This is a genomic window from Streptomyces sp. NPDC054834 (assembly GCF_053611185.1).
The window spans coordinates 19048-40710 of record NZ_JBSGZV010000007.1; the positions used below are offsets into that span (position 1 = coordinate 19048).

Annotated in this window: 15 protein-coding genes; 8 read left to right on the forward strand and 7 right to left on the reverse strand. The window is 72.0% G+C overall.

Features of this window, described 5'->3' with window-relative positions; translation table 11 throughout:
* Window position 1: 1 nt before the first annotated feature.
* The 6 genes from ACWGJM_RS11925 to ACWGJM_RS11950 form a co-directional block, all read right to left on the reverse strand.
* Window positions 2-2203: a bifunctional glycosyltransferase/CDP-glycerol:glycerophosphate glycerophosphotransferase gene (locus ACWGJM_RS11925; RefSeq protein ID WP_453411530.1), complete on the reverse strand. Its 2202-nt coding sequence runs from the start codon at window positions 2201-2203 to the stop codon at window positions 2-4.
* Between the two features lie 163 nt (window positions 2204-2366).
* Window positions 2367-4628 (reverse strand): bifunctional glycosyltransferase/CDP-glycerol:glycerophosphate glycerophosphotransferase, encoded by a 2262-nt coding sequence (locus tag ACWGJM_RS11930; protein WP_453411531.1) that lies wholly within the window; start codon window positions 4626-4628, stop codon window positions 2367-2369.
* A gap of 157 nt (window positions 4629-4785) precedes the next feature.
* Window positions 4786-5694 (reverse strand): carbohydrate ABC transporter permease, encoded by a 909-nt coding sequence (locus ACWGJM_RS11935; RefSeq protein ID WP_453411532.1) that lies wholly within the window; start codon window positions 5692-5694, stop codon window positions 4786-4788.
* Window positions 5691-7034 (reverse strand): carbohydrate ABC transporter permease, encoded by a 1344-nt coding sequence (locus ACWGJM_RS11940; RefSeq protein ID WP_453411533.1) that lies wholly within the window; start codon window positions 7032-7034, stop codon window positions 5691-5693. Before ACWGJM_RS11940 ends, ACWGJM_RS11935 begins: the two co-directional genes overlap by 4 nt.
* Window positions 7035-7041: 7 nt before the next feature.
* Window positions 7042-8424: an ABC transporter substrate-binding protein gene (locus ACWGJM_RS11945; RefSeq protein ID WP_453411534.1), complete on the reverse strand. Its 1383-nt coding sequence runs from the start codon at window positions 8422-8424 to the stop codon at window positions 7042-7044.
* A 155-nt stretch (window positions 8425-8579) separates the two neighbouring features.
* Window positions 8580-12041: an FHA domain-containing protein gene (locus tag ACWGJM_RS11950; protein WP_453411756.1), complete on the reverse strand. Its 3462-nt coding sequence runs from the start codon at window positions 12039-12041 to the stop codon at window positions 8580-8582.
* A gap of 344 nt (window positions 12042-12385) precedes the next feature.
* Between ACWGJM_RS11950 and ACWGJM_RS11955 the strand changes: the two genes are divergently transcribed.
* The 4 genes from ACWGJM_RS11955 to ACWGJM_RS11970 all read left to right on the forward strand — a co-directional run bounded on the left by ACWGJM_RS11955 (window position 12386) and on the right by ACWGJM_RS11970 (window position 17612).
* Window positions 12386-14083, forward strand: a complete 1698-nt coding sequence (locus ACWGJM_RS11955) for a serine/threonine-protein kinase (protein WP_453411535.1) — start codon at window positions 12386-12388, stop codon at window positions 14081-14083.
* A 111-nt stretch (window positions 14084-14194) separates the two neighbouring features.
* Complete coding sequence (locus tag ACWGJM_RS11960) at window positions 14195-15433, forward strand: serine/threonine-protein kinase (protein ID WP_453411536.1); 1239 nt, start codon at window positions 14195-14197, stop codon at window positions 15431-15433.
* A 146-nt stretch (window positions 15434-15579) separates the two neighbouring features.
* Window positions 15580-16686: a peptide chain release factor 2 gene (prfB, locus tag ACWGJM_RS11965; protein WP_453411537.1), complete on the forward strand. Its 1107-nt coding sequence runs from the start codon at window positions 15580-15582 to the stop codon at window positions 16684-16686.
* 296 nt (window positions 16687-16982) lie between these two features.
* The gene (locus ACWGJM_RS11970; RefSeq protein ID WP_453411538.1) at window positions 16983-17612 is read left to right on the forward strand and encodes a hypothetical protein; all 630 of its coding nucleotides are present in this window, start codon (window positions 16983-16985) and stop codon (window positions 17610-17612) included.
* Between the two features lie 95 nt (window positions 17613-17707).
* On the opposite strand, the gene ACWGJM_RS11975 is transcribed toward ACWGJM_RS11970, so the two are convergent.
* Entirely contained in the window at window positions 17708-17899 is a 192-nt protein-coding gene (locus ACWGJM_RS11975) for a hypothetical protein (RefSeq protein ID WP_361795938.1), read from the reverse strand.
* Window positions 17900-18145: 246 nt separating this feature from the next.
* Between ACWGJM_RS11975 and ftsE the strand changes: the two genes are divergently transcribed.
* The 4 genes from ftsE to smpB all read left to right on the forward strand — a co-directional run bounded on the left by ftsE (window position 18146) and on the right by smpB (window position 21649).
* Window positions 18146-18835 carry a cell division ATP-binding protein FtsE gene (gene ftsE / locus ACWGJM_RS11980; RefSeq protein WP_132851613.1) on the forward strand — a complete coding sequence of 230 codons (690 nt, stop codon included), beginning with the start codon at window positions 18146-18148 and terminating at the stop codon, window positions 18833-18835.
* A gap of 43 nt (window positions 18836-18878) precedes the next feature.
* Entirely contained in the window at window positions 18879-19796 is a 918-nt protein-coding gene (gene ftsX / locus ACWGJM_RS11985) for a permease-like cell division protein FtsX (RefSeq protein WP_453411539.1), read from the forward strand.
* 67 nt (window positions 19797-19863) lie between these two features.
* Window positions 19864-21042 carry a S41 family peptidase gene (locus ACWGJM_RS11990; protein WP_453411540.1) on the forward strand — a complete coding sequence of 393 codons (1179 nt, stop codon included), beginning with the start codon at window positions 19864-19866 and terminating at the stop codon, window positions 21040-21042.
* 73 nt (window positions 21043-21115) lie between these two features.
* Window positions 21116-21649 (forward strand): SsrA-binding protein SmpB, encoded by a 534-nt coding sequence (smpB, locus tag ACWGJM_RS11995; protein ID WP_453411757.1) that lies wholly within the window; start codon window positions 21116-21118, stop codon window positions 21647-21649.
* Window positions 21650-21663 lie beyond the last annotated feature (14 nt).

Genomic DNA, 21663 nt, shown 5'->3' on the forward strand with positions numbered 1-21663 from the left:
GTCAGCTCCTCACGAGGGTCGCGGCGGCGGGGGCGGGGATGCGCTCCGCGAGCGGGATCACCGGCGGGATCGTCTCCGGCGGCTCGCCGAGCAGTACCCGCCGTACGACGCGCTCGGCGGCCCGGCCGTCGTCGAACTCGCAGAACCGCCGCCGGAACGCGGCCCGCAGCTTCCTGGACTCGGGCCCCGCGTAGGAGCCGTCCCGGAAGACCCGGGCCAGCTCCTCGGGCGTACGGGCGACCGGACCGGGCGGCGCGGCCATCAGGTCGAAGTAGACGCCCCGGGTCTCCTGGTAGACCTCCCAGTCGTCGGCGTACACCACGATCGGCCGGTCCAGGTTGGCGTAGTCGAACATGATCGACGAGTAGTCGGTGACCAGCGCGTCGGCGGCCAGGCACACGTCCTCCGAGGAGCGGTGCGCGGTGACGTCGATGATCCGGCCGCTGCTCCCGCCGAGTCCCCGGTCGTAGAAGTAGTGGGCGCGCAGCAGCACGACCACGTCCTCACCCGCCGCCTCGCAGAAGGCCTCCAGATCGAGGCCGGTCTCGAAGCCGGTGTGGTGGTCGCGGTGGGTGGGGGCGTACAGGACGGCGATCGCGTCCTGGGGGACACCCAGCTCGCGCCGGATCCGGGTGACGTCCTCGCCGGTCGCCGTGTAGAAGACGTCGTTGCGCGGATAGCCGTACTCCAGCGCCTCGTACGAACCGGGGAAGGCACGCTCCCACATCTGTGTGGAGTGGCGGTTGGAGGAGAGGTTGAAGTCCCAGCGGTCCACCCGGCCGAGCAGCTTGGCGAAGCTGCCGGTCTGCGCGGCCACCACCGGGTACGTCGACTGGTCCACGCCCATCTTCTTCAACGGGGTCCCGTGCTGGGTCTGCACGTGCACGCTGCCCGGCCGCTTGACGACGCCCTCGGCGAAGTTGGCGTTGTTGACCAGGTACTTGGCGCGGGCCAGCACCTCCCAGTAGCGGCGGCTGCCGATCACCGCGTGGTCGACGTCCCCGGGCATGGCGTGTTCCTGGCCGGGCTCGACCAGGAACACCGAGCGGATGTGCGGGGCGAGTTCCCGGGCCTTGGCGTGGATCGCGGCCGGATTGCAGGCGTAGCCGCGGCCCCAGTAGGCGCAGTACACGGCGAGGTGCGGGTCCAGCGGGCGGCGCAGGTCACGCGCGTACCGCAGGCGCGTGCGCAGCGCGCGGGGGCGCGGTACGCCCTCGACGGCCCTCACCACCCCCTGGTTGGCGCCGCGCAGCGCGCGGAACGCCGTGTACGCCCCCGCCGCCAGCAGCCGGTGCTGCACGCCCAGGCTGCCGCCCGGCACCCGGAAGCCGGCCGGACGGTGCCGCCGGTACAGGCGGCACGCCCGGCGGAAGAAGACCCGGCGCCCGGAGGCCAGCCGCTCGGGCCGGGAGGCCGTCTTCAGCACGACCGCGAAGAGCTGCTCGAACAGCGCCCGCATCCGCTCGGCGGGCAGTTCCCGCTCGGCTGCCCCGGTCAGCACCAGCTCGACCTGGTCGAGGAGGTCGTGCTGGTGCGGCCCCGGCAGGTTGAGCCGGCTGCCCTGCCGCCGCAGCCGGTGCCGCAGCACGACCTGGCGCAGCACCGCGATCCGCTCGGCGGCGAGCGTGGTCAGCCCGCCCCAGCCGAGGTCCGTGAAGTGGCCCTCGGGAAAGGCCAGTCCCCGCCCGGTGACGAAGGAGTGACGGTAGGCGGCGCTCCACGGCGGCAGTTGCACGCCGGTGACCTGCGGTGCCCGGTCCGGGGCGAAGGCCCCCTCCGGAGCCCTCGCCAGCAGCGGCTGCGCCGGGTTGCTCGGCTCGCCGTCCCACCAGGGGGTCCGCAGGTGCTCGAAGTACAGCACGTCGACGTCCCCCGTCTCCGCCAGCCGCGCGTCGAGCGTGGCCAGCGCCCCGGGTACGAGGACGTCGTCACCGTCGAGGAACAGCAGATACGCGCCGGTCGCCGCCCGCGCCCCGGTGTTGCGCGCCCCGCCGCGGCCGGCCGAGGGCGGCGAGTGGACCGGGGTCACCCGGGAGTCCCGCTCGGCGTATCCGGCGGCGACATCGGCTGCCGGGGTGTCGGGCCCGTCGCAGACCGGGATCAGCTCCAGGTCGCCGAAGGACTGGGCGAGGACCGAGTCCAGTGCCTGGGACAGCCGGCCGGCGACCCCATGGGACGGGACGATGATGCTGAAGCGGGGCATTCTGCTCTCTCTGTTGTCTGTCCTGGCGCCAGTCCTTGCCGTCCTGGGCTCAGGCCGTACGGGTGCGGCCGGGCCGCCCGGCCGGCCGCCAGGTGAACGGCCGGGACGGAGTGGGCCGCGAGGTGCTGCGGGGCATGGGAACTCCCGGAAGGACAAACGGTGTTCAGTGGCTCTCGGTGACGGGGAGGGGGCCGGAAGGTTGCGGCACGGTGGCGAGCGGGGAGCGCGCGAGCACCGACACTGCCGACGGCACCGGGTTTCGCTGCTCCAGCGGCACGACCCTCGGCAGCCCCGCCGGCTCGTCCAGCACGACGTGCCGTACGACCCGCTCGGCGGCCCGTCCGTCGTCGTGCGGGCAGAAGCGCTCCCGGAACGCGGCGCGCAGCTGGGTGGAGCGGGAGCCGCGCCAGTGGCCGGTGGCGAAGATGTCGATCAGCTCGTCCTCGGTGCGCGCGACGGCGCCCGGCGGGAAGGCGCGCAGGTCGAAGTAGGTGCCGCGCGCCGCCTCGTACGCTTCCCAGTCACCGGTGTGCACGATGATCGGCCGGTCGAGGTTGGCGTAGTCGAACATGATCGACGAGTAGTCGGTGAGCAGCGCGTCCGAGGCGACGCAGAGCTGTTCGACGCTCGGATGGCCGCTGACGTCGATGACCCGGCCGCCCTCGCCCGGAGCCCCGCCGTGCCGGTCGTGGCCGCGGTCCAGGATCACATGGCGCGGGCCCAGGCGGTGCAGGATCCGCTCCAGGTCGAGGGCGGGGCGCTGGGTGCGGCGGTAGTCGCGGTGGACGGGGGCGTACAGGATCGCGACCGCGCCCTGAGGGATGCCGAGCGACTCGCGCAGCCGGGTCACGTCGGCGGAGGTGGCCCGCTGGAAGACGTCGTTGCGCGGACAGCCGTACTCCAGCGTGGTGTAGCGGCCGGGGTGGACGCGCTCCCAGGTCAGGGTGGAGTGGCGGTTGGCGGACAGGACGTAGTCCCACTTGTCGACGCCTTCGAGGAACTCCTCGAAGTCCGTGTCCCGGGCGGCCGCCGGACGCTCCTGGAGGTCGAGGCCCATGTGCCCCAGCGGGGTGCCGTGCTGGGTCTGCACGAACACCTGGCCGCTGCGCTTGACCAGGCGGCGGTCGAAGTTGACGTTGTTGACCAGGTACTTGGAGCGGGCCAGCGCCGTCCAGTAGGCGGCGGTGCCGGGGCGCAGCCGGCGCGTGCCCGGCGGGACGGTGTGCTGGTGCTCGGAACGGGCGATCCAGGCGGTGCGGACGTGCGGGGCGTGCGTGCGGAACGCGGCCTCCAGGGCGCCCGGGTTGCAGCCGTGCCCGCGGTCCCCGTACGCGGCGAACACCGCGCGGTCGGCGCGCAGCGGAAGGCGCAACTGGACCCGGTAGTGCAGCCGGAGCGCGGCGGCCCGCACGGCACGGGCGGACTTGGCGGCGGCCTTGCGCGTGCGGCGGACCGCCGAACCGGCCAACTGGAGGGCGCGGTAGGTGCGGTGCAGGCCCAGGCGGACCAGCGTGTGGCGGAGACGGACCCGCAGGGGGGCGGGGGCGCCGGGGGCGCGGTAGCGGCGCAGATGGGCGCGGGCCATGCGCAGGAACTCGGCGCGGGTGCCGCGCGGCAGCCGGTCGCCGCGGGTGTACACCGTCACGAGGTGGTCGGCCATGCGGCGGAACAGCTCCGGCCGCCACCGGGCGAGCTCCGGCCGCTCCTCGACGTGGGCGAACACCCGGTCGTACTGCTCGAAGACGTCGAAGTGCTTGCGGCTGGTGGTGCGCAGGATGCTGCCCTGCCGGCGCTGCCGGTAGTGCACGCACACCCGGTCGAGCGTGGCGATCGCCCCGGCTGTCATCAGCACCGGGAAGGTCCAGGGGGTGTCCTCGTAGTAGCCCGGAGGGAAGCGGAAGCCCTCACGCTCGACGAACTCCCGCCGGCAGGCCTTGTTCCAGGCCACCATCAGCACCTTCAGCAGTCCCGGGCGGTCCTCCAGCCGGAAGGGGGCCGGGCCCTGCTCGGTCAGCAGGCTCGCGACCTTGTTGCGGACCGCCTCGCCCGTCCAGTACGTGCGCGCGTAGTCGTAGACCAGGACGTCCGGCTCCCTGGTCGCCTTGATCCGGTCGGCGATCGCGCGCAGCGCGTCCGGGGTGAGGGTGTCGTCGCCGTCCAGGAACACCAGGTAGTCGCCCCTGGCCTGCTCCAGGCCCGCGTTGCGGGCGCGGCCCAGACCCTGGTTCTCGGGCAGGTGCACCGCCCGCACGCGCGCGTCCCGGGCCGCGTACTCGTCGATGATCGCCCCGCAGGCGTCCGGCGAGCGGTCGTCCACGGCGATCAGCTCGAGATCGGGATACGACTGCGAGAGCACCGAGTCCAGGCACTCGGGCAGGTACGCCTGGACCTTGTACGCGGGGACAATGACACTGAACCTGGGCAAGGGGCATCCATGGGTCGGTCGGCGCGGGCGTTCTGCCCGGGAACGGCCAATGGAGTGACCTGGTTACGGTTTGTACGGCATCTGGGGGACATCCCGATGAACGTGACAGGGCGGGCCGGTGTCCCGGCCCGCCCCTACGAACAGGGCTGTCAGGCGCCTACTTGACCGCGCCCGCCATCACGCCCGTCACGAACTGCCGCTGGAACGCGAAGAACACGGCCAGCGGGATCACCATGGAGATGAACGCGCCGGGTGCCAGGACGTCGATGTTGTTGCCGAACTGGCGTACCTGTGTCTGGAGCGCGACCGTGATCGGCTGGCTGCCGGACTTGGTGAACACCAGCGCGACCAGCATGTCGTTCCACACCCACAGGAACTGGAAGATGCCCAGGCTGGCGATGGCCGGCCCGCCCAGCGGCATCACCACCCGTGCGAACAGGCGCAGTTCACCGGCGCCGTCCAGCCGGGCCGCCTCCAGCAGCTCGCGGGGGATCTCCGCGAAGAAGTTCCGCAGCAGGAACACGGCGAAGGGCAGACCGAAGCCCACGTGGAACAGGACCACCCCGAGGATCGTCCCGAACAGGCCGAGCTTGCCGAACAGTTCGGCGATCGGGATCAGCGCGACCTGCACCGGCACCACCAACAGGCCCACCACGCCCAGGAACCACCAGTCGCGGCCCGGGAACTCCATCCACGCGAAGGCGTAACCCGCGAGGGAGCCGATGACCACGACCAGAACGGTCGCCGGGACCGTGATCAGGACGGTGTTCCACAGCGAGCTGGTGATGTCGCTGTTCTCCAGCAGCTTCTGGTAGCTGTCGAAGGTGAGCTGGGACGGCTTGCTGAATACGTGCCACCAGCCGGTCGCGCTCATGTCCTCCGGTGCGCGCAGCGAGGAGATGAGCAGCCCTATGGTGGGCACCAGCCAGAACAGGCCGACGACGATCAGGAAGACGCGGACCAGTCCGCCGCCGAGCTTCTCCACGAGCCTGGAGCCCAGCGACTGCCTGGCCTTCACGGTCTCGACGGGCGTCACCTTGCCGATGCTCCCGGCGTGCGTGGTCATCGCCGCACCTCCCGCCGCAGCCGACGAACGTTGAACAGCATCACCGGGATCACCAGCAGCAACAGGAACACCGCGATGGCGCTCGCGATGCCCGGCTGGCTCTCCGCGAAGCCCTTCCGGTACAGCTCCAGGGCGAGCACGTTCGCGTCGTCCTGGGAGGAGCCCGGCGCGATGATGAAGACCAGATCGAAGACCTTCAGCACGTTGATCATCAGGGTGACGACGACGACCGCGAGGACCGGTGCGAGCAGCGGGACGGTGACCTTGCGGAACACCTGCCACTCGTTGGCCCCGTCCACCCGGGCGGCCTCCAGCAGCTCCCGGGGCACACCCGCGAGCCCGGCCGCGATCAGCACCATCGCGAAGCCCGCCCACATCCAGACGTACGACCCGATGATGGCCGGGGTGACCAGCGACGGGCCGAGCCAGTCGACGCCGTTGTACGGCTCCTTGAAGTTGCTCGCGGGCAGCCGCAGCTGGGCCCCGTCCGCCGTGGCGGGCAGGGTGAACGTGCCGTTGTCGGCGGCCTTCGTGGAGGCCACCACCTTGCCGTCCTTGACCGCCTCGATCCGCATGCCCGAGTAGCCCAGCTCGGACGGGTCGGGAGCGCCCAGCTTGCCGACGCCCTTGCCGCGGGTGAAGTCCTGCCAGGTCGTACCGGTGATCTTCCCCGGCTCGGACTTCGCCGCCACCGCCTTCTTCGCGCTGTCCGGCATCTGGTCGGGGGCCACGCCGACCAGCGGCAGGGTGACGACCTGGCCGGTGTGCACGGGAGCCGACGTGATGAAGCCGCCCCCGTCCGCCTTGAGCGGCGACTCGCGGCCCGTGTGCGCCTTCGGGAACGCCGACGACTGGGCGAAGGTGTCGTGGACGCCTACCCACACCGCGTTGGCGACGCCCTTGTCCGGGTCCTGGTCGTACACCAGCCGGAAGATGATCCCGGCCGCCAGCATCGAGATCGCCATCGGCATGAAGACGACCAGCTTGAACGCCGTGCCCCAGCGCACCCGTTCGGTCAGCACCGCGAAGATCAGACCGAGCGCGGTGGAGACCGTCGGCGCGAACACCACCCAGATGATGTTGTTCTTCAGGGCGGTGCGGATGCCGTCGTCGGTGAACAGGGCCTTGTAGTTGTCGACTCCGGCGAAGCCGTCGCCGTTCGCGTTGTAGAAGCTGCGGATGACCGAGTACCCGATCGGGTAGACCACGAGCGCGCCGAGCAGCACCAGGGCGGGCAGCAGGAAGAGGGCTGCCACGGTTCTGCGGGTGCCGGTCACGCTCTTGCGGCTCTTGGGTGCGGCGGGGCCCGGTGGGGCCCCGGCCGCCGCTGCCGACGACATGACCGGATCAGCTCCCGTTCCCGTAGGCCGCCGCCGCGTCCTTCTCCAGCTTCGCCTGCGTGCCCGTGACGTCCTTCGGGTTCTTCAGGAAGTCCTGCAGGTCCTTCCACTCGCCCTTGCCGGGGGTGCCGCCGAAGGCCTGCGGGGCCTGGTCGGACATGTCGAAGCGGAAGTCGTCGCCGGAGGCGATCAGCGCCTTGGCGATCGTGCGCTGCACCTCGTTCGGGTAGTCCGAGTTCGGCACGTTCTTGTTCGGGGACAGGTAGCCGCCGAGCTTGGCCTGGATCGACGCCGCGTCCGGGGAGGCCAGGAAGGTGGCCAGCGCCTGGGCCGCCTTGGAGTCCTTCAGGATGACGGCCGCGTCACCGCCGGAGACCACCGGCGCGGACGAGCCCACCGCCGGGAACGGGAAGACCTTCGCGTCCGTGCCCACCTTCGCCTTGGTGTCACCGATGTTGACCTGAGCGAAGTCGCCCTCGTAGACCATGGCCGCCTTCGGCTGGTCGCCGCCGGTGAAGGTCTGGGTGACGGAGGCCGGGAACTCGGTCTGGAGCGCCCCGTTCGCGCCGCCCGCGACATAGTCCTTCTTGCCCCAGACCTGGGCGAGCGTGGTGAGCGCCTGCTTCACCGAGGGGTCGGTCCACTTGATCTTGTGCTGCGCGAGCTGGTCGTACTTCTCCGGGCCCGCCTGGGAGAGGTAGACGTTCTCGAACCAGTCGGTGAGGGTCCAGCCGTCGGCGCCGCCGACCGAGAACGGGGTCACGCCGGAGTCGTACACCGCCTGCGCCGTCGTCAGCAGTTCCTGCCAGGTCTTGGGCTCCTTGGCACCCGCGTTCTCGAAGGCCTTGACGTTGTACCAGATCAGCGACTTGTTGGCGGCTTTGTAGTACACGCCGTACTGCTTGCCGCCGACCTTGCCGATGTCCTGCCAGCCCTGCGAGTAGTTCTTCTGGAGTTCCTTGACCGCGTCCGCGCCGAGGGGCTTGGCCCACTTCTTGTCCACGGCCTGCTTGATGGCGCCGGGCTGCGGCAGCAGCGCGATGTCCGGCGGCTGACCGCCGGCGATCTTCGAACCGAGGAAGTTGATGATCGGGTCCTGCGCGGGCACGAAGGTGACCTTGGCGCCCGTACGCTTCTCGAACTCCGCGAGGACCTGCTTGAAGTTCTTCTGCTCGGTGCCGGTCCAGACGGCGGCGACCTCCAGGCTCGCGCCGTTCAGCTTCGGCAGGGAGACGGTGGAGCCGCTCGCGCTCGCCCCGCTGCTGCTGCCGCCGTCGTCCTTCTTGTCGTCGCTGCCGCTACAGGCGGTGAGCGCCAGCGCGCCCGCGAGGAGGGCGGCGCATGTCGTGACGGCCCTGTTTGTCCGGATGGTGTTGGTGTTGCTACGCATCACTGCCCCGTTCTTCGTTCTTCGTTGAACGTATGAGCACTGTCCCGTGGCGTCCGGTCTACGCCGGGTGACTTGAAGGCGGCAAGAGCGCCTGCGGTGTCGACCGGGAGATCGTGACCGGCTCGTGATCAGGCCCGTATGCGCATTACGGAGAGCTACAGAAGCGACGGGACTTCCGCGGCCGCCACTTGCCGCGCCGCCCGCTCCACCGCACTCGCCAGCAGGGCCAGATCCGTCGGGCCGTTGCCCAGTTCGCGGACGGGACGGCGGGTCGGCGGGTCGCCCATGCGGTGCCAGTCAAGGGGGACGACCGTGGGGCGCTGGGTGGCGGTGCGGGGGATGCGGCCGGTCACCCGGCCGCCCTGGAAGGGGGATATGCGCCCGTCGGCGTGGGCCAGCCGCCCGCGCCCCGGCGCCGGTTCGTCCGGCCCTGAGGACGGCGCGTCCAGGGTGACGCGGAGGGTGGCCCGGCGGGCCGGTTCCGACTCCGCGGTGCGGCCGCCGGGGCCGGTGGCGGCCACCAGGTGGACGCCGAGCCGCTCGCCCTCCTTCGCCACCGCCTCCAGCGCGCGTATCACCGAGCCCGCGGCGGGCCGGCCCGGTGAGCCGAGCGCGGGGGAGACCAGCGCGTCGAGGTCGTCCACGACCACCACCAGCCGGGGCAGCGGCGGCGGTGTCGCCTCGGCCTGCCGCCGGGAGGCAGCCCCCGGCCGCAGTCGCATGGTCGAGCTCGGCGGTGCCTCCAGGTCCCCGGTCCCGCTGGTCCCGCCGGGCCCGGACGCGGGCCGCCCGGAGGGTGTGCGCTGCGCGACGATCCTGCCGGAGACCTCGCGGTGCGTGTGCCACTCGGCGAAGTCGGCCCGCCCCAGCAGCTCGGCCCGCCGCTTCAGCTCGGCGCTCAGGGACTGGGCGAACTCCCGCATGCGGACCGGGTCGTTGGCCGTGAGATGGGTGGTGACGTGCGGTATGTCCGTACAGGTGCGCAGCCCGTCACCGTGCGCCCCGCCGGTGCCGACGCCGTCCCGGCCGTCGATCAGGACGATGCCCAGGCGGTCGGGGCGCTCGGCGGCGGCGAACGAGGCGACGACGGCCCGCAGCAGCTCCGTACGGCCACTGCCGGGCGGTCCCTCGATCAGCAGGTGCGGCCCCTCGGCGACCAGGTCCGCGCAGAGCGGCCCGCGCGGCCCTGCGCCGAGCACCGCCCAGGCCCGCCCGCCGAGCGACTCCGTGTCGTCGGCCGCGTCCGCCCAGCGCGCCATCAGGGAGGCGGGGGTCGCCCGGGCGAGGCCCAGTTCGTCCAGGAGCCGCGCCGACTGGGGCAGCGGTGCCGCCACGCGTGCGTGCCCCTCACCGATCGTGCCGTCCGTCCGCAGCGGCGCCAGCGCCCGCGCGAACCGCTCCGCCCAGGCGGCGGAGACCGCGTCGACGGCGGCGACCGTGCCGGGGCCCACCGGTCCGGCGGCGACGGTGGGAGTGTCGGCCCGGGCGACGCGCGTCAGCCGCAGGGCGGTGGCGACATCGCCGCTGAGCAGCGCCACGGCCCCGCAGGCGCGGAACGTCGGCGCCGCCGCGCACGCAGCCTCGTACGTGTCCGTCACCGGTGAGGCGGGCGAGGCCGGTGCCGTCTCGGCCAGGCACACCACATGGATCCCGGCCCGGGGCCCCTCCAGGGCCAGTCGCGCCACCGACTCCCGCAGGGTGGCGCCTCCGGGATCGCCGTCCACGACGACCACGGTGAACGGCCCGGGGAAGCCGCCGGGGGCCGCGCCGAGGTCGTCCCGCGCCCAGGAGGGTCGCCGGGCCGGGCGGCGGGAGTCGGAGGCCGGGGTGTGGGCGGAAGAGTCGTGGGCGGAAGGGGCGTGGGCGGAAGGGGCGTGGGCGGCAGGGTCTGCCGCGCCCGCGGCCTCCGGTGCGGCATACCCGTCGGTGCCGGTGCCGGTGCCGGTGCCGGTGTCAGGGGCCGGGCGTCTGTCGGCCGCCGCCGGCCCCGTGCCGGATGTCTGCCGGATCGCCGGGTCGTCGAGGCGGCGCAGGAGCTCCTCGGTGCGGGCCGCCGCCTGTTCGCGGTCGTAGGCCAGCAGGAGACGGCAGTCCTGGCCGTGGCCGGGCCGTACGTGGGGCAGCCAGCCGAGCCAGGACCACTCCGCGGTGCGCTCTTCCAGGGGCCGGGCGCGGTCCGGGCTGAGCAGGACGATTTCCAGCGTGTCGGGGGAGTGCAGCGCGGCCAGCTGGGCCAGCACCGCGCGCGCCAGCCCGGACAGCCGCGTGCGCGGTCCGGCCAGGCCGAGCGCCCCGGCCTCCCGCAGGTCGGCGGTCACCGGGACGGCGGGCAGCAGGCCCGAGCCGTCCGGCACGGCGCGGTCGGCGGTGCCGAGCCGGACCGTGAGGGTCTCCGGGTGGCCCGGCCCGCGCTCCCACAGTCGGGGCCCGGGGCCCAGCGCCGTGAGCAGCAGTGCCGCCGGGTCCGGCCAGGTCTCCGGCTGCTGCGGGAGGAGGCCGGCCGGGGGCGGGGCGGTCTCGTCGGCGCCCTGCTCGTCGTACGCCCGAGGGTCCGCCGCGGGCTCGCCGCGTCCGCCGGTCAGCCGTCGCGCCCACGCGCCGAGCCCGCCGCGCCTGCGTACGCCCTGCGGGATGTCGGTGCCGCGGAGAGGGGTGGCCTTGCGGGTGCCGGGGGCCCGGCCCGGCGCGGCGGGGTCGTCCGCCGTGCCGTGCGCCGCGAAGGCCCCGCCGACCCCGCCGACCCCGAAGGGGCCCGCGTGCGTGTCCCCGCCGTCCCGGCTCTCGATCCGGGGCGCCCCGCCCTGCCCGGGCACGACCGGCTCCGCGGACCCCTGTTCCCGGGCGTCCGGTGTCGCGCCGGCGGTGCCCCAGCCCGCCGAGCCGTAGGCGTGCTGCGTGTGTCCCAGGGGCGTGCCGTCGCGTCCCACGCGCGCGGGAGCCGACGCTTCCCCGGGGGTGACCCGTACGCATCCCTCCCCGTCGGGCATCGTCTCCACCCGGGCCCCGGGCCCCCCGGACGGAGTAAGCCGCAAGGCCGATTCCCCGATCCGCAGCAGCGCCCCCGGGGTGAACCGCACCTGCCGGTCGCCCACTCGCGCGCCGTCCAGCGCTGTGCCGTTGGTCGAGCCCATGTCGGCGACCGAGACGCGGCCGTCGGCGGCGACCGTGACCGCGCAGTGCAGGCGGGAGACATCGGGGTCGTCCAGCGGGACGTCGGCGTCGGCGGAGCGGCCGATGGTGACCTGGCCGCCGTGCAGCAGGTGGACGCCGCCCGCGTCCGGGCCCGCGACCACGTGCAGTTGGGTCGGGGCGTCGTCCAGCTCGGGGTGCGGTTCCGGTTCGGCGGGGGCGCCCAAGGACAGCACGGCGCCGTCGACCAGCGGGGGTTCGCCCAGGGTGGTCCGGCCGGCGTCCAGCCGCTCAACGCCCGCGTACAGCACGGCCGGGGCGCCGGCGGTCTCCCGGCCCCCGTCGCCGGCGACCGCCGAGGCCAGCGCCGACGCCACCGCGGCCAGGGCCGTGCCCGCGGGCGCCGTGACCAGCACGTCGCGGCTAGCGGCGCGGCCCCGCTGCGGGGAGGGGCCCAGCGGGTCTACGACGGTCAGCCGGATCTGCATCGCCGTCAGCGGTCCCTTCTGCGCGGGCGCGGACTTCCCCCCACCACACACGAGCACGTCGGCCAGTACTGCACGCATCCTCGCACCCGCCACTGACAACATGCCCCTCGCCCAGCGTCAAGTGATCTTGATTGGTCAGCTCTGTCCCTAAAAGTGCCTGACCAGTAGTACACCGGCGATCACTTGAGATCGGTCACGTCCGGCCGCGGCAACCTGGAGACCGAGGCGAGCGTCTTTCCTTCGAACGTGCACCGGAACGCTTACGTAGTGCTCTGGGGGGCGGCACTACAGTGGGTCGGAAAAGGTAAGCGGAAACGGTAAGCAAGCAACAGGGAGCGCATGACGTGCGGCCGGTAGGCAGCAAGTACCTGCTCGAGGAGCCGCTCGGACGCGGCGCCACGGGCACCGTCTGGCGAGCCCGCCAGCGTGAGACCGCGGGCGCCGAGGCGGCCGTGCCCGGCCAGCCCGGCGAGACCGTCGCGATCAAGGTCCTCAAGGAGGAGCTGGCGAGCGACCCCGACGTCGTCATGCGGTTCCTCCGGGAGCGCTCCGTCCTGCTCCGGCTCACCCACCCCAACATCGTCCAGGTGCGCGACTTGGTGGTCGAGGGCGACCTGCTGGCGCTGGTCATGGACCTCGTCGAAGGCCCCGACCTGCACCGTTACCTGCGCGAGAACGGGCCCCTCACACCGGTCGCCGCCGCGCTGATGACCGCGCAGATCGCCGACGCGCTCGCCGCCAGCCACGACGACGGCGTCGTCCACCGTGACCTGAAACCGGCCAATGTGCTGCTCCGGCAGCACGACGGCCAGATGCACCCGCTGCTGACCGACTTCGGCATCGCGCGCCTGGCCGACTCCCCGGGCCTGACCCGCACCCACGAGTTCGTCGGCACACCCGCCTACGTCGCCCCCGAGAGCGCCGAGGGCCGCCCGCAGACCTCGGCCGTCGACATCTACGGCGCCGGCATCCTGCTGTACGAGCTGGTCACCGGCCACCCGCCGTTCTCCGGCGGCAGCGCCCTGGAGGTCCTGCACCAGCACCTGAGCGCCGAACCGCGCCGCCCCTCGACCGTCCCCGACCCGCTGTGGACGGTCATAGAGCGCTGCCTGCGCAAGAACCCGGAGGAACGGCCCAGCGCCGAGAACCTGGCGCGCGGCCTGCGTGTGGTCGCCGAGGGCATCGGCGTGCACGCCAACAGCGCGCAGATCGCCGCCGCCGAGGGCGTCGGGGCACTGCTCGCCCCCGACCCGGCGCCGACCGCCGTACCGGGCGTGCCCGGGGCCGCCGACCCCACGCAGGTGCTGCCCACGGGCTCGGCGCCCGGAGCGTACGACCCGAACGCGGCGACCAATGTCCTGCCGCACACCGGCGGCCCGGCGGGCGCGGCCGACCCCACCGCCGTACTGCCGCACACGGGGGCCGCCGACCCGACCGCGGTCATGCCCCCGGTGCCGCAGAACCAGCCCGGTGCCGGGCAGCAGGGCCAGCAGCCGGAGCAGCCGCACCCCTGGCAGAACCAGCTGCGCGCCGCCCGCGACCGCAACGAGCAGACCCAGGTCCAGTACCTCGACCCGAACGAGGACCCGCTGCGCCGCCGCCCGCAGCGCCAGGTGGCCCGGCCCCAGCAGCAGCCCCAGCAGCAGGCGCGCCCGCAGCAGCCCCAGCCGCGCCAGGCCCGGCAGCGTCAGCAGCAGGGCCCGCCACCCGGGTACGGCCATCCGCAGCAGCAGCCCCAGCGGTACGCCCCGCAGCCGCAGCAGTACGCCCCGCCCGCTCCGGCGGAGCCCCGGCGGCCGGCGAGGGAGCCCCGGGAGCCGCGGCAGCGCAGCGCCAACCCGATGAAGATCCCCGGTCTCGGCTGTCTGAAGGGATGCCTGTTCACGATCGTCATCCTGTTCGTCGCGGGCTGGCTGATCTGGGAGCTGAGCCCCTTGCAGCACTGGATCGGCACGGGCCGGGGGTACTTCCAGGAGCTGAAGCACTGGTTCAGCACGGTGACCGGATGGGTCAGGGACCTCGGGGGTTCCGGCGGCAACTGATCGCTGGGTTGGGGATTTGTCGACATCTGACGGGTGATTTCCGTCTCCGCGGTGAAGGTTGGCTCCTCGGACGCGTACTTTTAACGACAACACGCGTCAGTAGGAGCAGCCTTGGCACGGAAGATCGGCAGCCGGTACACCGCCCACCAGATCCTGGGCCGGGGCAGCGCCGGCACGGTGTGGCTGGGCGAGGGACCGGACGGGCCCGTCGCCGTCAAGCTGCTGCGCGAGGACCTCGCGTCCGACCAGGAACTCGTCGGACGCTTCGTGCAGGAGCGCACGGCCCTGCTCGGCCTGGAGCACCCGAACGTCGTCTCGGTGCGCGACCTCGTGGTCGACGGCAACGACCTCGCGCTCGTCATGGACCTGGTCCGGGGCACGGACCTGCGCACCCGGCTCGAACGTGAGCGGCGCCTCGCGCCCGAGGCGGCGGTGGCGATCGTCGCGGACGTCGCCGACGGGCTGGCGGCGGCGCACACGGCCGGCGTCGTGCACCGGGACGTCAAGCCGGAGAACGTGCTGCTGGACATGCAGGGCCCGCTCGGCCCCGGCGGCGCGCACCCGGCGCTGCTGACCGACTTCGGTGTGGCCAAGCTGATCGACTCGCCCAAGCGGACCCGGGCCACGAAGATCATCGGCACCCCGGACTACCTGGCCCCGGAGATCGTGGAGGGCCTGCCGCCGCGCGCCTCGGTCGACATCTACGCCCTGGCCACGGTGCTGTACGAGCTGCTGGCCGGCTTCACCCCCTTCGGGGGCGGACACCCCGGGGCCGTACTGCGGCGGCACGTGACCGAGTCGGTCGTACCGCTGCCCGGGATCCCCGAGGAGCTGTGGCAACTGCTCGTGCAGTGCCTGGCCAAGGCGCCGGCCTCGCGGCTGCGGGCGTCGGAGCTGGCGGCCCGGCTGCGGGAGCAGCTGCCGTTGCTGGCCGGGATGCCCCCGCTGGAGGTGGACGAGCCGGACTCGGAGCTCTCCGAGGAGGCCGCGGCCGAGGAGCCGGCGTACCCGGCGTCGCCCGGGGACGAGCCGGTACGGCGGCGCGGCGCGGTGTCCCTGGTGCCGGGAGCCAAGCCGGACTCCAACCGGGACACGCACACCTCGATGCGCGTACCGGGGCCGGACGAGCTGGCCGGAGGCGCGCGGGGCACCGCACGCGCCCCCCGGGCCTCCGGAGCGCCCCGCCCCGGCTCGGCCCGGCACCGGGCGGCCGCCAGGCGGCGCAAGATCACCCTCGGAGTGGCCGGAGTCACGCTCGCGGCCGCGCTCGGGGTCGGCGCGTGGCTGGCGACCTCGGGCGACGACTCCGAAACGTCCCCGCAGAACACGCACACCTCGTCGACGCCGTGAGGCGAACGAGCCCGTCCGGCGATCGAGGGCGAGGCCGTTGAGGCCGAAGCGGGGGTCCGGGGGCGGCAGCCCCGGCGTGGCCCCGCACCGGCGCCGGGCGCCCTTTCCGGCAGGGGATGCCTGAAGGAACCGTTACGCTGGATGGCGTGGCAGTCGTCGATGTATCCGAAGAGATCAAGTCCCTCTCCTCGACCATGGAGTCGATCGAGGCCGTTCTGGACCTCGACAAGCTGAGGGCAGACATCGCCGTGCTCGAGGAGCAGGCGGCCGCGCCGTCCCTGTGGGACAACCCGGACGAGGCGCAGAAGATCACCAGCAGGCTCTCCCACCTCCAGGCCGAGGTCAGGAAGGCGGAGGCGCTGCGCGGACGGATCGACGATCTCGCCGTGCTCTTTGAAATGGCCGAGGAGGAGGACGACCCGGACACCCGTGCCGAGGCCGAGTCCGAGCTCGCCGCCGTCCGCAAGGCGCTGGACGAGATGGAGGTCCGCACGCTCCTCTCCGGCGAGTACGACGCCCGAGAGGCGCTCGTGAACATCCGCGCCGAGGCCGGTGGTGTCGACGCCGCCGACTTCGCGGAGCGGCTCCAGCGCATGTACCTGCGGTGGGCCGAGCAGCACGGCTACAAGACCGAGGTGTACGAGACCTCGTACGCGGAGGAGGCGGGCATCAAGTCCACCACCTTCGCCGTGCAGATCCCCTACGCCTACGGCACCCTCTCCGTCGAGCAGGGCACGCACCGGCTGGTGCGCATCTCGCCCTTCGACAACCAGGGCCGCCGGCAGACCTCCTTCGCGGGCGTGGAGGTCCTGCCCGTCGTCGAGCAGTCCGACCACGTCGAGATCGACGAGAGCGAGCTGCGGATCGACGTCTACCGGTCCTCCGGCCCCGGCGGTCAGGGCGTGAACACCACCGACTCCGCCGTCCGCATCACGCACCTCCCCACCGGCATCGTCGTCTCCTGCCAGAACGAGCGGTCGCAGATCCAGAACAAGGCGACCGCGATGAACGTCCTCCAGGCGAAGCTGCTCGAGCGGCGCCGGCAGGAGGAGCAGGCCAAGATGGACGCCCTCAAGGGCGACGGCGGCAACTCCTGGGGCAACCAGATGCGGTCGTACGTGCTGCACCCGTACCAGATGGTCAAGGACCTGCGGACGGACCACGAGGTCGGCAACCCGGAGGCCGTGTTCAACGGTGAGATCGACGGGTTCCTCGAGGCCGGTATTCGCTGGCGCAAGCAGCAAGAGAAGTAACTTTGTCGACTTGGCAACTGCCGCCCATCGGGCGGCAGTTGCTGTTTTGTCTGGGTTTTACATCACACTCACACGCTGCAACTCCCGGCATACGGCCCACCAGTGGACATTGCGCGCAACGGCGCCTTGACGTTGCTTTGAAAAATGGGAAGGGTGAAGCATGGCATGCGTATCTCTGGGGCGCATGTGAACCGGGGGACTCGCGCGGTGACTTGAACTTCGTCAGCTGCCTCCGTCGATCACGGCCGACCCCATGCGCCGCTCATTGACCTACAGCTACTGGGGGTAGCAACCATATGACGAAGAAGACGCGGATCCGGATCGCGCGGATAGCCGCCGGTGCCGTGATCGCCGCGGGTGCCTCGCTGACCGCCGCGGGCGCCGCCTCCGCCACGGAGTCGGACTGCGTGCTGGGCGTGCTGTGCGCCGACGAGGACCCGACCCCGGACCCGGGCCCGACGGACCCGACCACGATCCCGACGGACCCCACGACGATTCCGACGGACCCCACCACGGTCCCGACGGACCCGACCGACGGGCCGACGGACCCCACCGAGGAGCCGACCGAGCCCACCGAGGACCCGGACCCGACGACGGCCCAGCCCTCCCAGGACCCCACCGCCACCTCCGAGCCCTCGCAGGGCGGCAGTCACGGCAACGGCGGCAACGGCGGCGGCAACAACAACGACCCCGACGGGGGCTCCGGCACCTCCGCCCAGGAGGAGGGCACCTCCGCCCTCACCGACACCGGCTCGAACACCACGGGCTCCGGCGCCAAGGCCCAGGGCAGCGGTTCCGAGCTCGCCGAGACCGGTGCCGGGCAGACCGCGTTCCTGATCATCGGCGCCGCCACCATGATCGCCGGTGGCGTCGGCTTCCGCGTCCTGCCGCGCCTCGTCGGCGGCCGGGGCGGTGCGGCTGCCTGACGGTAGCCGATCGGGTACGATGCGTGCCCACCGCTTGACGAGAAGGGCCCGGAGCTTGGCGCTCCGGGCCCTTCAGGCGTACTGGGCGGGAATTCTCACGCGGTCTGGTGCGCCAGCAGCGCCACCGCGGCGATCAGCACCGCCAGCAGCGCGATCAGCGTCATCGGGTTCAGTCCCGCGAAGAAGTTCTCCTGCTGTAGCCGCTCGCGGTTGGCGCGGCACACGGGGCACCGGCCTTCACTCACGGGCGCCGCGCAGTTCGCGCACACCAACCGGTCGTACGTCATGCGCTCGCCCTCCTTGCGCCGGCCATCACCCATATAACGTTTCCGGAACCGGGAACGTTCCCCCTCCACTGTGACAGGTTCCGGCGGTTCCTGCGGGGCCGGAGCCGAGCCGGGGCTGTGGCCCGGGGAAACATCACCAGGCACAAAAACGCACAAGCCCCCCACAACCTCGACCGGCGACTGCGCTTCCGTACCCGCTTCGCGTATGGTCACGCACATCTACCCCCGGCGACCCGTGGTGCATCCGTGATCCGATTCGACAATGTCTCCAAGGTCTACCCCAAGCAGACCCGCCCCGCACTCAGGGAAGTGTCCCTGGAAGTGGAGAAGGGCGAGTTCGTGTTCCTGGTGGGGTCCTCCGGCTCCGGAAAGTCCACCTTCCTGCGGCTGATCCTCCGCGAGGAGCGGTGCAGTCACGGACAGGTGCACGTGCTGGGCAAGGACCTCGCGCGCCTCTCCAACTGGAAGGTGCCGCAGATGCGCCGCCAGCTGGGGACCGTGTTCCAGGACTTCCGGCTCCTGCCCAACAAGACGGTCGCGGAGAACGTGGCCTTCGCGCAGGAGGTCATCGGCAAGTCCCGCGGCGAGATCCGCAAGTCCGTGCCGCAGGTGCTCGACCTCGTCGGGCTCGGCGGCAAGGAGGACCGGATGCCGGGCGAGCTGTCCGGCGGTGAGCAGCAGCGGGTGGCCATCGCCCGGGCCTTCGTCAACCGGCCCAAGCTGCTGATCGCCGACGAGCCCACCGGCAACCTCGACCCGCAGACCTCCGTCGGCATCATGAAGCTGCTCGACCGGATCAACCGCACCGGTACGACCGTCGTGATGGCCACGCACGACCAGAACATCGTGGACCAGATGCGCAAGCGCGTCATCGAGCTGGAGAAGGGCCGCCTCGTCCGCGACCAGGCACGCGGCGTCTACGGCTACCAGCACTGACGATCCCCAGGTCCTGGATCCACGGAAAGGCTTACCAGACGCCATGCGCGCCCAGTTCGTACTGTCGGAGATCGGTGTGGGTCTCCGCCGCAATCTCACGATGACCTTCGCGGTGATCGTCTCCGTCGCCCTGTCCCTGGCCCTGTTCGGCGGTTCGCTGCTGATGAGCGACCAGGTCAGCACGATGAAGGGCTACTGGTACGACAAGGTCAACGTCTCGATCTTCCTCTGCAACAAGAGCGATGCCGACTCCGACCCCAAGTGCACCAAGGGTGCGGTCACCGAGGACCAGAAGAAGCAGATCCTCGTCGACCTGAAGAAGATGACGGTCGTCGAGACGGTGACGTACGAGTCGCAGGACCAGGCGTACAAGCACTACAAGGAGCAGTTCGGCGACTCCCCGCTGGCCAGTTCGCTCACCCCGGACCAGATGCAGGAGTCGTACCGGATCAAGCTGAAGGACCCGCAGAAGTACCAGGTCATCGCGACCGCCTTCGACGGGCGCGACGGCGTGCAGTCCGTGCAGGACCAAAAGGGCATCCTTGACAACCTGTTCGGGTTGCTGAACGGCATGAACTGGGCCGCCCGGATGGTCATGGCGCTGATGCTGGTGGTCGCGCTGATGCTGATCGTCAACACCGTGCGCGTCTCCGCGTTCAGCCGCCGGCGGGAGACCGGGATCATGCGGCTGGTCGGCGCCTCCGGCTTCTACATCCAGGCGCCGTTCATCGCCGAGGCCGCGGTCGCCGGGCTGATCGGCGGCACGGTGGCCTGCGGATTCCTGGTCGTCGCGCGGTACTTCATCATCGACCACGGTCTGGCCCTGTCGCAGAAGCTGAATTTGATCAACTTCATCGGCTGGGACGCCGTGTTGACCAAGCTCCCGCTCATCCTGGCGACAAGCCTGCTGATGCCGTCGCTGGCCGCGTTCTTCGCGCTGCGCAAGTATCTGAAGGTGTGACGCATGCCAAGAGGGCCGTACGCTCAACCGAGCGTACGGCCCTTCGCGTTGTCCTAGACTCACCCGCATGTCAGGCCGCGACCTGTTCTGCCAGCCCCGCCGTTTCGGCCGCGGGGCCGCCCTGACATTGGTGTTCGCGGGCGTGCTCGCCGCCGGAGCCGCCACCGGCGCCCTCCCGGACGGCGATCACTCGGGTGCCTCCGGACGGAAGACCACCCAGGGCGCCGCCCGCGCGGCCACCGGGCACGACGACGTCGAGAGGGCCGCCGCCGAGGCCATGGCCGACGGCAAGTCCCCCATGGAGGCCGCCGAGCGCGCGGTCAGCCGCAGCGGGGACCGCTGGGGCGCCGTGTACTCCGAGGGGGAGTACGAGGAGTTCCAGGAGGCCCTCGACGGCGAGTACACCGGCGTCGGCCTGTCGGCGCGGCGCGAGCGCGACGGGCGGATCGAGGTGACCAAGGTGCAGTCCGGCTCGCCCGCGGCCGGCGCCGGGATCCGCCAGGGCGACCGGCTGCGCAGCATCGACGGGCGGCGGGTCGACGGACTGCCCGTCACCGAGGTCGTCTCGTTACTCCGCGGCGACGCCCAGGACGCGCACGCCGGCACCACCGTCCGGCTCGGCCTGGAGCGCGGCACGCGCGCGTGGAGCGAGACACTGCGCCGGGCCCGCCTCTCCACCGACTCCGTCACCGTCCGCAAGCTCGCCGCCGGGGTGACCGTCATCAAGGTCGCCGCCTTCACCAAGGGCTCCGGCGACACCGTCCGCACCGCCGTCCGCGAGGCCCCGGCCGACGGCCGGATCGTCCTCGACCTGCGCGGCAACTCCGGCGGCCTGGTCACCGAGGCCACGACCGCCGCCTCCGCCTTCCTCGACGGCGGCCTGGTCGCCACCTACGACGTCGACGGAAAGCAGCACGCCCTGCACGCCGCGTCCGGCGGCGACACCGCGAGACCGCTGGTCGCCCTGGTCGACGGCGGCACGATGAGCGCGGCCGAGATGCTCACCGGCGCCCTGAAGGACCGCGGCCGCGCGGTCGTCATCGGCTCCCGCACCTTCGGCAAGGGCTCGGTCCAGATGCCGAGCAAGCTGCCCGACGGCTCCGTCGCCGAGCTGACCGTCGGCCACTACCGCACCCCCTCCGGCCGCGCCGTCGACGGCCGCGGCATCACCCCCGACCTGGAGGCCGGGCAGAACGCGCTCCAGCGGGCGGAGACGGTCCTCACGGGCCTGGGCGACCCGTCGTAGCCCCGCTCGCCTTAATGCGCTTCCCTCCCACCCCCTCCATGGTGCGAAAATGGTCTGCACTATGAGCAAGGGAATGTACGTACCGAAGGAGTCCCAGCCCAAGCAGGGCGGAGGGACCGCGAAGACGGCGAAGGACGGCAAGCGCAAGATCGTCGCGCAGAACAAGAAGGCACGGCACGACTACGCGATCATCGACACCTACGAGGCCGGGCTCGTCCTCACCGGCACCGAGGTGAAGTCGCTGCGCCAGGGGCGTGCCTCGCTGACCGACGGCTTCGTCCAGATCGACGGGAACGAGGCGTGGCTGCACAACGCCCACATCCCCGAGTACAGCCAGGGCACCTGGACCAACCACTCCGTGCGCCGCAGGCGCAAGCTGCTCCTGCACCGCGAGGAGATCGACAAGCTGGAGTCCAAGTCCCAGGAGACGGGTCACACGATCGTGCCCCTCGCCCTGTACTTCAAGGACGGCCGTGCGAAGGCCGAGATCGCCCTCGCGCGAGGCAAGAAGGAGTACGACAAGCGGCAGACCCTGCGCGAGAAGCAGGACCGGCGGGAGTCGGACCGGGCGGTGGCTGCGGCGAAGCGCAAGCAGCGCGGTGCCTAGCCTTCCCGGCCGCC

What these genes read in the sequence shown, in the direction of transcription:
- ACWGJM_RS11925 (WP_453411530.1), bottom strand. Translation starts at nt 2,203, where the DNA reads ATGCCCCGCTTCAGCATCATCGTCCCGTCCCATGGGGTCGCCGGCCGG.
- ACWGJM_RS11935 (WP_453411532.1), bottom strand. Translation starts at nt 5,694, where the DNA reads ATGACCACGCACGCCGGGAGCATCGGCAAGGTGACGCCCGTCGAGACC.
- ACWGJM_RS11940 (WP_453411533.1), bottom strand. Translation starts at nt 7,034, where the DNA reads ATGTCGTCGGCAGCGGCGGCCGGGGCCCCACCGGGCCCCGCCGCACCC.
- ACWGJM_RS11945 (WP_453411534.1), bottom strand. Translation starts at nt 8,424, where the DNA reads ATGCGTAGCAACACCAACACCATCCGGACAAACAGGGCCGTCACGACA.
- ACWGJM_RS11950 (WP_453411756.1), bottom strand. Translation starts at nt 12,041, where the DNA reads ATGCAGATCCGGCTGACCGTCGTAGACCCGCTGGGCCCCTCCCCGCAG.
- ACWGJM_RS11970 (WP_453411538.1), top strand. Translation starts at nt 16,983, where the DNA reads ATGACGAAGAAGACGCGGATCCGGATCGCGCGGATAGCCGCCGGTGCC.
- ACWGJM_RS11975 (WP_361795938.1), bottom strand. Translation starts at nt 17,899, where the DNA reads ATGACGTACGACCGGTTGGTGTGCGCGAACTGCGCGGCGCCCGTGAGT.
- ftsX (WP_453411539.1), top strand. Translation starts at nt 18,879, where the DNA reads ATGCGCGCCCAGTTCGTACTGTCGGAGATCGGTGTGGGTCTCCGCCGC.
- ACWGJM_RS11990 (WP_453411540.1), top strand. Translation starts at nt 19,864, where the DNA reads ATGTCAGGCCGCGACCTGTTCTGCCAGCCCCGCCGTTTCGGCCGCGGG.
- smpB (WP_453411757.1), top strand. Translation starts at nt 21,116, where the DNA reads ATGTACGTACCGAAGGAGTCCCAGCCCAAGCAGGGCGGAGGGACCGCG.